The organism is Bradyrhizobium nivariense (assembly GCF_029846695.2).
Classification (GTDB): domain Bacteria; phylum Pseudomonadota; class Alphaproteobacteria; order Rhizobiales; family Xanthobacteraceae; genus Bradyrhizobium.
This window is the reverse complement of the sequence record NZ_JARWCR020000062.1, coordinates 43,056-54,452: the sequence shown is the minus strand read 5'-3', so window position 1 is coordinate 54,452 and position 11,397 is coordinate 43,056. Positions and strand designations below refer to the sequence as shown.

Below are 11,397 nucleotides of genomic sequence, written 5' to 3'. Positions count from 1 at the left end.
GAACAATTCATCGCTTGCCATCGTGGTCTCCTGCGAATCCGCCATCGCCAGAGAATCACACTGCGACGGCTTTCGGCTATAGTGCTCGATGAGCCGTCGAATAGATCACACCCTCTGAGGAGCCCGCTGGAAGCGGGCGTCTCGAAGGATTGAGGCCCCAGTCGGACCTGCATGGTTCGAGACGCGCGTTCCGCGCTCCTCACCATGAGGGTCAAATAGCCTAATCCCCCTTCACAAACTCCGCGAACGCATCCGCATAATCCGGGTGCCAGCGTGACAGCGGCGGGCGGTTCTCGACGATATCGCCGGCGGCCCACAGCATGCGCTTTTCGTCGAGTGCGCGCGGCACGTCGTTGTCCGGGCACAGGATGTAGAAATCACCGGCCTCCAGCCGTGCCAACATGAAATCCACGGTCTGCTCAGCCGTCCAGGCGCCGGCCGGCTTCTCTGTGCGGCCCTTCGCGGTAAGGCCCGTAAAGACGAAGCCGGGAATCAGCAGATGCGCGGTGATGCGGCAATTCCCGGTGTTGCGCAGTTCGTGCTGGAGCGCTTCCGTAAAAGCCTTCACCCCCGCCTTGGAGACGTTGTAGGCGGGATCGCCGGGCGGCGTGGTGATGCCCTGCTTCGAACCAGTGTTGATGATCAGGCCGGCCCTGCCGCGCGCGATCATGTTGGGCGCGAAGATGCGCGAGCCGTTGACGATGCCCCACATGTTGACGCCGATGACGCGCTGCCAGTTGTCGGGTTCGCCGAACAGCGTGCTGCCCGGCTGGATGCCCGCATTGTTCATGAGGATGTCGGGACCGCCGAGGCGCTCGCGCACGGCGCGCTCCAGTTCCGTGACGCTCTCGGCCTTGCTGACATCGACGGCGAAGGTCATCACATGTGTGGCAGAAGTGACGGATGAGAGTTTTGTTGCGGCTTCCGCCAGCCGCATCTGATCCACATCGGCGATGCACACTTTCATGCCGGCGCGCGCGAACGCTGCTGCGGCGGCGAATCCGATGCCGGACGCGCCACCGGTGATCACGGCAACATTGTCCTTGACGATGGCGGGGTGCGGCATGGATCCGTCTCCGGGGGAGGGGCTCGGTCGAACTATAACATGGCGCTCGCGCGACCCTGCACAAGTCGGCATGGGAGGTCTTCGTTCCACGCCGCCTTTACGCTTCTCCGGCGCGGCTGTATTCTCTTCGACCCAACGATCCCGCCCAGATCGAAGCAATCAATCATTTGACAGGGAGTTCAGCCATGGCTGTGTCGCAGGCTATTCCGATCACGCGCCATCCGTTCGCCAACGGGTCCTACAAGCAGATGCTGATCGACGGGAAGTGGGTCGATGCTGCCTCCGGCAAGCGCTTCGAGACCCACAATCCTGCAACCGGCGAGCTGCTCGCAACCGTTGCCGAGGGCGACAAGGAAGATATTGACCGTGCAGTCGCTGCCGCTCGCCGCGCCTTCGAAGGGCCCTGGAGCAAGGTCAAGCCGTTCGAGCGGCAGAACCTGCTGCTCAAGCTCGCCGACCTCGTCGAGAAGAATTTCGACGAATTGTCGCAGCTTGACACGCTCGACATGGGCGCGCCGCTCAGCCGTACCCGCGCCTATCGCCTGCGCGCCGTCGGCATGCTGCGCTATTATGCCGGGCAGACCACCGCGATCCACGGCGAGACCATCGAGAACTCGCTGCCCGGCGAGATCTTCTCCTACACGCTGAAGGAGCCGATCGGCGTCGTCGGCGCCATCATTCCCTGGAACGGTCCTCTGACTGCGACGATCTGGAAAATCGGTCCGGCGATCGCGACCGGCTGCACCGTCGTGCTCAAGCCCGCCGAAGAAGCGCCGCTGACTTCGCTGCGCATCGCCGAGCTCGCGATGGAAGCGGGCGTTCCGCCCGGCGTCATCAACGTGGTTCCCGGCTATGGCGAGACGGCGGGCGCGGCGCTTGCCTCGCACCACGACGTCGACAAGGTTGCCTTCACCGGCTCGCATGTCACGGGCCAGTCGATCATCCGTGCCTCGGCCGGCAACCTCAAGCGTGTCTCGCTCGAGCTCGGCGGCAAGTCGCCGGACATCGTGTTCGCGGATGCCGATCTCGATGCCGCCGTGCCGGGCGCCGCCATGGCGGTGTTCGCCAATTCGGGGCAGATCTGTAGCGCCGGCACGCGGCTGTTCGTCGAGCAGTCGATCTATGAGGAGTTCGTCGGCCGCGTCGCCGAGTTCGGCAAGAAGCTGCAAGTGGGCAACGGTCTCGATCCCAACACCCAGATCGGACCGCTGGTGTCCGAGCAGCAGCTCGAGCGCGTCACCAGCTATCTCGACATCGGCCAGAAGGAAGGCGCGCGGGCGCTCGCCGGCGGCGGCCGCGTCACCGAAGGCGCGCTGTCAAAGGGCTTCTTCGTCTCGCCGACGGTGTTCGCGGGCGTCCAGGACAATATGCGGATCGCGCAGGAGGAAATATTTGGTCCGGTCATCTCCGCGATCGCGTTCAAGGACATGGACGAGCTGGTCAAGCGGGCCAACGCCACCACGTTCGGTCTCGGCTCGGGCCTGTGGACGCGCGACGTCAGCAAGGCGCATGCGGTCGCGAAGAGCCTGCGCGCCGGCTCGGTGTGGGTGAACTGCTATCAGGCGATGGACCCGGCGGTGCCCTTCGGCGGCTACAAGATGAGCGGCTACGGCCGCGAGTCCGGCAAGCAGCACGTCGAGGAATATCTCAACGTGAAGGCCGTTTGGATCAAGACGGCGTAACACCCGTTCTCTCCTGCGTTCCGCGAGAGGGAATATCTGCTTTTGTAGGGGTGGCGCCTTTTCCGGTGGCCGCCCCTCGCTATATGATACGCATCCTTCCTTAGCCATTCGGGGCCCACATGAAATTCGAGGCGTTGTTTAGACCGTTGCAGATCGGTCCGTACAAGCTCGCGCATCGCGTCGCGATGGCGCCGTTGACGCGCATGCGCGCCGAACGCGAAAGCTTTTCGCCGCGACCGCTCAACGCCGAATATTACGGCCAGCGCGCGACGCCAGGCGGTCTACTGATCGCCGAAGCATCCCCCGTGCTGTCGCACGGCCGCGGTAATCCGGCGACGCCAGGCATCTATTCGGAGACGCAGATCGCGGGCTGGCGCAAGGTTGTCGACGCCGTGCATGCCAGGGGCGGCATCATCTTTCTCCAGCTCTGGCATGTCGGCCGCGTCTCGCATTCCTCCTTCCACGGCGGGGAGCTGCCGGTCTCGGCCTCGGCGATCCCGATCAAGGGCGAGGGCTTGAAGGCGATGACCGCCGACGGCAAGATCTCCGACTATGAGACGCCGCGCGCGCTGGAGACGGACGAGGTCAAGGGCATCGTCGAGGCCTTCCGGCAGGGCGCGAAGAATGCGCTGGCCGCCGGTTTCGACGGCGTCGAGATTCACGGCGCCAACGGCTATCTGCTCGAGCAATTCCTGCAATCGCGCAGCAACCAGCGCACCGATCAATATGGCGGATCGATCGAAAATCGCGCGCGGCTTCTGCTCGAGGTGACGCAGGCCGCGATCGACGTCTGGGGCGCGGGCCGCGTCGGCGTGCGGCTGTCGCCCCACGGCATCGCCAATGATTCCGGCGAGCCCGATCCGATGCCGCTTTACACGCATGTGGTGAAGGCGCTCGACAAGCTCGGCCTGGCCTATCTGCATTTCATCGAGCCGCGCTCCAGCGGGTCCGGGCGTGCCGAAGTCAACTGGCAGAACGTGCCCTCGGCGATGCTGCTGTTCCGCCCGCTCTATAGCGGCGTGCTGATGACCGCCGGCGGATTTACCGGCGAGACGGCGAACGCCGCGATCGCGGAGGGGCATGCCGACATCATCGCGTTCGGCCGCGTCTTCATCTCCAACCCCGATCTGCCGCGCCGCCTGCAGCACGATTACCCGGTCACGCCCTATAACCGTGCGACATTCTACGGCGGCGAGGAGAAAGGATATACGGACTATCCGGTGTATGACGAGCTGACGCCGGCGTAGGTTTCTCCGTAGCCCGGCAATACTTCCGCAGAGACAGTCTGGATTTGCTTCCGCTGCGCTCGCAGTGACGATGTGGCCGCGGGCCCCAAGCCCTCTCGCCGCGCGCGAGGCGTCGGGCAAAACACCCCGTCAAGCCCTCTGCGCAAAAACATTTCACTTTTCCGAATTTCGGATTTGTGGCATACAGCCCTCATCCTGGCCCTGCCAAAGGGGCGTTCGCGATCGTCACGACATGCGGGCCGGGTGGCGGTGGACGCGGCAGCGTCGGCGCGGGCAGCGTGATGACAGGGCGGGCAACCGTGAGTCCTCGCGCGACGCGGTACGACACGGCGCTGTAGAGCGGGCTTGTCGGTTGTCAGGGGTGAGCACACGCGAGCCCTCGACGATCAGGCGGGACCGTCCGCGGACGGAGAAGTCGTGTGGTCCTGACGCCCGGGGTCTGTGCGTCAAGCCTCGCGGTGATGTGGTGGCCCGACCGGGCGCGCGCATCAGCCATCGGCGGGGCGACGGGGGCAATAGTGCATCGCTCCCCGGGGAGAGCACGAAGGACACCGTTAAAACCATCCGCGCAGGGAAGGCCGGGCGATCGGCCACCCCATCGGTCCACCCCGTGTGCACGCTTGTAGCGCACGGACCAACGGGTGCCGCCGGCGCCCGGCCTTCCCTGCGCCCTTTGGCTTCAGAGAGCGCGAACGAAACCGTAAAGCTCGGGCGAAACGCGCCGCGAGAACGCGAAGGCGTGCCCGCGAGGGCCCATTGAAAGAGTGATGCAGGTGCCCCAATCTCGTCATTGCGAGCGCGGCAAAGCAATCCAGGATCTTTCCGCAGAGACAGTCTCGATGGCTTCGCTGCGCTCGTAATGACAATGAGGGAAGCACCATGGCTAAAGCCGCAGCCGCCGCAGGTATTGCCACCGGCCAATGCCTCTGCGGCAAGGTCACCTTCGAGATCGACGTCCCCGCACGCTGGGCCTGGCACGATCACTCCGCCGCCAGCCGCCGCGCTCACGGTGCGGCCTATGCGACCTATGTCGGAAGCTGGAAGAAGCGGTTTCGCATCACCGCAGGCAAGACGGCGCTGACCCGCTACGAGGACAAGACAACGAAGACCGCGCGCAGCTTCTGCGCGCATTGCGGCACGCCGATCACGTACGAGCGCCCGCGCGGGCCGCACATGGTCAACATTCCCCGCGCGTTGTTCAGCGAGCGAACCGGCCGCCAGCCGCTCTATCACATCGCGATCGAGGAGCTGCAGGAATGGGCCTATACCGGCGAGCCACTGGTGCCGCTGGAAGGCTTTCCCGGTGTGGTGTGGCAGCGCTCGAAAAAGAAGAAGCGGGCAAGCGGCGAGGATCCGTTCGAGCTGGGGCGCGAGGAGATGTGACGCCGCGCGCCCACGCAACGCAGCCATGAGCGCGCTTCCTTGCGCGCATCCGCCGACTTCGGCCATCATGTCCCCTGCCTTGCGGCAACGTCCGCTTCTGGAGGAAACATGAAGAACAAGATCACCGGCCGCTCCGCCTTCCTCGCGCTGCTCAAGGACGAGGGCATCACGCACCTGTTCGGCAATCCCGGCACCACCGAGCTGCCGATCATGCACGCGCTGAAGGACCATCCCGACCTCACCTACGTGATGGCGATGCAGGAGAGCCTGGTGGTGGCCATCGCGGATGGCTATAGCCGCGCCTCCGGAAAGCTCGTCGCCTGCAATGTCCATGTCGCGCCCGGCCTCGGCAACGCGATGGGTTCGCTCTACAACGCCCAGTTCACGGGCACGCCGATGATCCTCACCGCGGGCCAGCAGGAGCAGGGCCACGGCCTGATGGAGCCGGTGCTCTACGGCCCGCTGGTGCGCATGGCCGAGCCGCTGGTGAAATGGGCGGTCGAGGTGACGCGGCTCGAGGATCTGCCGCGCATCGTGCGCCGTGCCGCAAAAGTCGCGACCACGCCGCCGACCGGGCCGGTATTCATTTCGTTGCCCGGCGACATCCTCAACAGCGAGGCCGGGATCGATCTCGGCCGCTCCACCCGCATCGACGCTCGCACAAGGCCATCGGACGAGGCACTAAAGGCGTTCGCCGCGCGTCTGCTGAAGGCCGAGCGTCCCGTGATCGTCACCATGGACGAAGTCGTCAAGAGCGATGCGCTCATGGAGGCCGCCGAGCTCGCCGAGGTGCTCGGTGCGGCTGCCTATCAGTCCTCGACGCCCTACGGCTCGCATTTCCTGTCGGAGAGCCCGAGCTTCGTCGGCACGCTGGCACGCGTGCAAAAGGTCGCGCGCGATACGCTGGCGCCTTACGATCTTCTGATCGCGCTCGGCGGAGATCCGCTGCGGATGTCGGTCTATAGCGAGGTCGACGCGCTGCCGGATGGCCTCGGCATCGTGCAGATCGGCCTGGCCGATTGGGAGATCGCCAAGAACTACGGCGCCGAGATCGCGCTGAAGGCGGATTTGAAGGAAACGCTGCGCGCGCTGATCCCCGTCCTGAAGGAGATGGGCGGCGCGGCCCTGGCGCAACGCGCGAAGCAACGCCTCGCCGAGCTCGCGCCGAAGAACTGGAGTGCGCGGCGCACCGCGCTGGTCGAGCAGATCGGCAAGGCCGGAGCCCGTAGCCCCATCGATCCAGACTGGCTGGTGCTGCAGATGGTCGAGGCCATGCCCGCCAATGCCATCCTGGTCGACGAAGGCCTCACCTCCAGCCGTCAGATCACGGCCTTGCGCGCGCACCGCGACCGCTTCGGCTATCACGGCCTTGCCTCCGGCGGCATCGGCTGGGGCCTGCCGGCCTCCGTCGGCGCCAGCATCGCCAATCCCGATCGCCCCGTGGTCTGCTTCTCCGGCGACGGCAGCGCGATGTATTCGATCCAATCGCTGTGGACCGCGGCGCATCACAAGCTGCCGCTCAACGTGGTCATTGCCAACAATGGCGGCTACCGCATCATCAAGCAGCGCCTGCTCGCCTTCCATGGCGACGACAATTACGTCGGCATGGATTTCGTCGATCCGCCGGTCGATTTCGCCGGCATCGCGAAAGCGCTCGGCTGTGAGGCGATCAAGGTGAGCGATCCGCGCGAGCTGAAGGCGACGCTGTCGTCGGCATTCAATCGGCCGGGCACGAAGCTGATCGAGGTGATGGTGGACGGGAAGGTGTAGGGCAGCGTCACTTGCGACACTGGTGCCCGCCACATTCTCAGTCGTCGTCACCCGCGAAGGCGGGTGATCCAGTATTCCAGAGGCGGCGGAGATTGAGTCGAGACGCTGCGGCGTACTGGATGTCCCGGTCAAGCCGGGGCATGACAGCGTACCTAGGGGCGCTACCCCTTCCTTCCCACCCGATACCCCGCCGCCGGATGCGGTGCGCCGAGCCGCGCACGTCCTTCACCGAACAGCTTCTCCCGCAGTGTGCCCTGCGCGTACTCCGGCTTGTACCGCCCACGTCGCGTCAGTTCCGGCACCAGCATGTCGGCGATGTCCTCGAAATCGCCGGGTGAGATCGCGAAGGCGACATTGAGGCCGTCGACATCGGTCGCCTCGAACCACGCCTCGATCTTGTCCGCGACCATCTCCGGCGTGCCGACCACGACGGGACCGGCACCGCCGACGCCGACGTGCTCGATGACGTCGCGCACGGTCCAGACCCGATCGGGATCGGCGCGGGTGACGTTGTCCATTGCGCTGCGGCCGGCGTCGTTCTGGACGTGACGCACCTGCTGGTCGAGGTCGTAGCCGGAGAAGTCGACGCCGGTCCATCCCGACATCAGCGCCAGCGCGCCCTCCGGGCTGATGTGGCGGCGATAGTCGGCATATTTTTCGTTCGCCTCGGCCTCGGTCCGGCCGAGGATGATCGTCATCATCGAGAACATCAGGATTTCCGCCGGATTGCGGCCGAACGCGGCGGCCTCCTGACGGATCGCTGACACGCGCGGCGCGATCACGTTGGCCGATGGCCCGGACATGAACACGCATTCGGCATGCTTCGCCGCGAACTGCCGGCCGCGCGGCGAGGTGCCGGCCTGGTACAGCACGGGCGTCCGCTGCGGCGACGGCTCGCTGAGGTGGATGGTGTTGTTGATGCGGTAGTGCGCGCCGTCATGGTTGACGCGATGGACTTTTGTGGGATCGGTGAAGATGCCGCGCTTGCGGTCGCGCAGCACGGCGTCGTCCTCCCAGCTCCCTTCCCAGAGCTTGTAGACGACGTCCATATATTCGTCCGCGATCTCGTAGCGGTCGTCATGGCCGGTTTGCTTGTCCTTGCCGGCGCCGCGCGCGGCGCTGTCGAGATAGCCGGTGACGACGTTCCAGCCGATCCGTCCCTCGGTGAGATGATCGAGCGTCGACATCCGCCGCGCGAACGGATAGGGCGGCTCGAAGGAGAGATTGCTGGTGACGCCGAAGCCGAGATTCTGGGTTACCGCTGCCATCGCCGAGAGCAGCAGCAGCGGTTCGTTCGACGGCGTCTGCGCCGCGTTGCGCAGGGCCGCGTCAGGGCTGTTGCCATAGACGTCGTAGACGCCGAGCACGTCGGCCAGGAACAGACCATCGAAACGGCCGCGCTCCAGCGTTTTGGCAAGATCGATCCAGTAGGGCAGGCGGTTATATTCGGCGGTGCGGTCGCGCGGATGGGTCCACAGGCCCGGTGACTGGTGCGCGACGCAATTCATCGCAAATGCGTTGAGCCTGATCTGCTTGGCCATGCTGGTCCCCCGGCGCCCTGTACCGGGCGCCCTTCGAATGATAGATGTGCGCCCCAACTTGGCGAAGTTCTTGCATATAACGCGAGCTTGGCAAGGCCAAAATCAGCGGCGCTACCGCGCTTGGCAAGCCAATCTCAAGAGAGCAAGAACGAAATCCCAAGCGAACTACAAGACTATCGAAGTCCCCGCCACTTTCGGAGGCCTGCCCATTTCGGGTATGCTCCTTCGTCTCGCAACCCAAAAAAAAGAAAATAATGACCAGAGCCGATGCCATCGCCCGCGCCCGTGACGATTTCAAATCCGGCGCGTTCCTCACCGAACTCGATCGCCGCGTCGCCTACCGGACCGAGAGCCAGAATCCGAACCGGAGCGTCGAGCTGCGCGCCTATCTGGAACAGGAGATGGTGCCGGCTTTCGCCACGCTCGATTTCGAAAGCCGCATGGTCGAATCTCCCAGCGGCAAGGCGCCGTTCCTGTTCGCCGAGCATCACGAGAGCGAGACGGCGCCGACCGTGCTGATCTACGGCCATGGCGACGTCGTCGACGGCATGGAGGGCGAGTGGCGCGACGGCCGCGATCCCTGGCGCACGACGGTTGCGGGCACGCGTCTCTACGGTCGCGGCACCGCCGACAACAAGGGCCAGCACAGCATCAACATGGCTGCACTCCGCGCGGTGCGCGAGGCCCGCGGCGGCAAGCTCGGCTTCAACGCCAAGTTCATCGTCGAGATGGGCGAGGAGATCGGCTCGCCTGATCTTGGCAAGGTCTGTGATCTCAATCGCGACGCGCTCAAGGCCGATCTGTTCATGGCCTCGGACGGGCCGCGCCTGTCCGCCGACCGTCCGACCCTGTTCCTCGGCTGCCGCGGCGGCATCCGCATTCATCTCGATGTGAACCTCCGCGACGGCGGGCATCATTCCGGCAATTGGGGCGGCGTGCTCGCCAACCCCGCCATCATTCTGGCCAACGCGATCTCGACGCTGGTCGACGGCCACGGCCGCCTTCAGCTCGATGCGCTGAAGCCGCCCCGGCTCACCAACCAGATCCGCAGCTATCTTGCCGACGTGCAGGTGGTGCCGACCGAGGACGAGCCGACGTTGGCCGAGAACTGGGGCGAAGAGGGATTGTCGGCGGCCGAACGGCTTTACGCCTGGAACACGCTCGAAGTGCTGGCGATGTCGTCGGGCAATATCGAGAAGCCGGCCAACGCCATTCCCGGCCACGCCAATGCCGTGCTGCAACTGCGTTTCGTGGTCGGCACGAAGATCGACGGCCTCATCGACGCCGTCCGCGCCCATTTGGTTGCAAAGGGCTTTCCGATGGTCGAGGTCCGGGCGGCGCAGAGCTTTGCCGCCTCGCGCACGGATTTCGACAGCCCCTGGATCCAGTGGGCGGCGGATTCGGTGCGCCAGACCACCGGCAAGGTGCCGGCGGTGCTGCCGAATTTCGGCGGCTCGTTGCCCAACGACGTGTTCTCCGAGATCCTGGGCCTGCCGACGATCTGGGTGCCGCACTCCTATCCCGGCTGCTCCCAGCATGCGCCCAATGAGCACATCCTGCTGCCATTGACCGAAGAGGCCTTGACGGTGATGGCCGGGCTGTTCTGGGATCTCGGGGAATTGCCAGGACCGCTAACAAAGACCACTAACAAGCCCGCTAACCTGAGCCGTTAACCTGAGCCGCGATCCAGTCGAAAGTCACATTCTATTCCGGCTTGTTTTGTGCTTGCATCCCGCCGGCATCATCCTGAGAGGGGACCAAAAAGTGAAACATTTCCGTAGCATCGGCCTCGCGCTCGCCGCGACCTTCGCTGTCAGCCAGGCCGGGGCCGAGGAGCTGACCGGCACGCTCAAGAACATCAAGGACACCGGCGCCATCACGCTGGGCTTCCGCGACTCCTCGATCCCGTTCTCCTATCTCGACGACAACCAGAAGCCCATCGGGTTCGCGATGGACATCTGCTACAAGATCGTCGACGCCGTGAAGAAGGAGCTCAAGCTCGACAAGCTCGAGGTCAAGCTCAACCCCGTCACCTCGGCGACGCGTATTCCGCTGATGGCCAACGGCACCATCGACCTCGAATGCGGCTCGACCACCAACAACGCCGAGCGCCAGAAGCAGGTCGCCTTCACCAACACCCACTACCTGACCGCCAGCCGCTACGTCTTCAAGAAGTCGAGCGGCCTGAAGTCGATCGACGATCTCAAGGGCAAGACGGTGGTCTCCACCGCCGGCACCACCAACATCAAGCAGCTCACCGAGGCCAATGTCGCGAAAGGCCTCGGCGCCAACATCATTCCGGCCAAGGACCATGCCGAATCCTTCCTGATGGTCGAGACCGACCGCGCCGTAGCCTTCGTGATGGACGACATCCTGCTCGCGAGTCTCGTTGCCGGCTCGAAGTCGCCGGACGACTATGTCATCTCCAAGGACGCGTTCTCCAAGCCCGAGCCGTACGGCATCATGCTGCGCAAGGACGATGCGCCGTTCAAGAAGGTGGTCGATGCTGCGACCGCCGCGCTCTACACCTCCGGCGAGGGCGAGAAGATCTACAACAAGTGGTTCACCCAGAAGATCGCGCCGAAGGGTCTGAACCTCAACACCCCGATCTCGGCCGAGCTGAAGAACGAGTTCGCCAAGCCCACGGACTCGCCAAACCCGGACGATTATAAGTAAGCTGAGTTGTTCGCCTCTCCCCGCTTGCGGGG

Annotated in this window: 8 protein-coding genes; 6 read left to right on the top strand and 2 right to left on the bottom strand. The window is 64.8% G+C overall.

Going from position 1 to position 11,397, the window contains the following annotated elements; all coding sequences use genetic code 11:
* Positions 1-220: 220 nt before the first annotated feature.
* On the bottom strand, positions 221-1,066 hold the full coding sequence (locus QCM77_RS34925) for an SDR family NAD(P)-dependent oxidoreductase (protein WP_280096001.1): 846 nt from the start codon (positions 1,064-1,066) through the stop codon (positions 221-223).
* Positions 1,067-1,251: 185 nt separating this feature from the next.
* Between QCM77_RS34925 and QCM77_RS34920 the strand changes: the two genes are divergently transcribed.
* The 4 genes from QCM77_RS34920 to QCM77_RS34905 all read left to right on the top strand — a co-directional run bounded on the left by QCM77_RS34920 (position 1,252) and on the right by QCM77_RS34905 (position 7,148).
* Positions 1,252-2,748: an aldehyde dehydrogenase family protein gene (locus tag QCM77_RS34920; RefSeq protein ID WP_279661768.1), complete on the top strand. Its 1,497-nt coding sequence runs from the start codon at positions 1,252-1,254 to the stop codon at positions 2,746-2,748.
* A gap of 119 nt (positions 2,749-2,867) precedes the next feature.
* Positions 2,868-3,995 (top strand): alkene reductase, encoded by a 1,128-nt coding sequence (locus tag QCM77_RS34915; RefSeq protein WP_280096000.1) that lies wholly within the window; start codon positions 2,868-2,870, stop codon positions 3,993-3,995.
* A gap of 879 nt (positions 3,996-4,874) precedes the next feature.
* A complete protein-coding gene (locus tag QCM77_RS34910; RefSeq protein WP_279690241.1) occupies positions 4,875-5,378 on the top strand; it encodes a GFA family protein in 504 nt (167 codons plus the stop codon).
* A 108-nt stretch (positions 5,379-5,486) separates the two neighbouring features.
* A complete protein-coding gene (locus QCM77_RS34905; protein WP_279661773.1) occupies positions 5,487-7,148 on the top strand; it encodes a thiamine pyrophosphate-binding protein in 1,662 nt (553 codons plus the stop codon).
* Positions 7,149-7,309: 161 nt separating this feature from the next.
* Here the strand turns inward: QCM77_RS34905 and QCM77_RS34900 are convergent, their stop codons facing one another.
* On the bottom strand, positions 7,310-8,689 hold the full coding sequence (locus QCM77_RS34900) for an LLM class flavin-dependent oxidoreductase (protein ID WP_280095999.1): 1,380 nt from the start codon (positions 8,687-8,689) through the stop codon (positions 7,310-7,312).
* Between the two features lie 254 nt (positions 8,690-8,943).
* Between QCM77_RS34900 and QCM77_RS34895 the strand changes: the two genes are divergently transcribed.
* The gene (locus QCM77_RS34895) at positions 8,944-10,362 is read left to right on the top strand and encodes a M20 family metallopeptidase (protein WP_280095998.1); all 1,419 of its coding nucleotides are present in this window, start codon (positions 8,944-8,946) and stop codon (positions 10,360-10,362) included.
* Between the two features lie 91 nt (positions 10,363-10,453).
* Positions 10,454-11,365, top strand: a complete 912-nt coding sequence (locus QCM77_RS34890; RefSeq protein WP_279661777.1) for an amino acid ABC transporter substrate-binding protein — start codon at positions 10,454-10,456, stop codon at positions 11,363-11,365.
* Positions 11,366-11,397 lie beyond the last annotated feature (32 nt).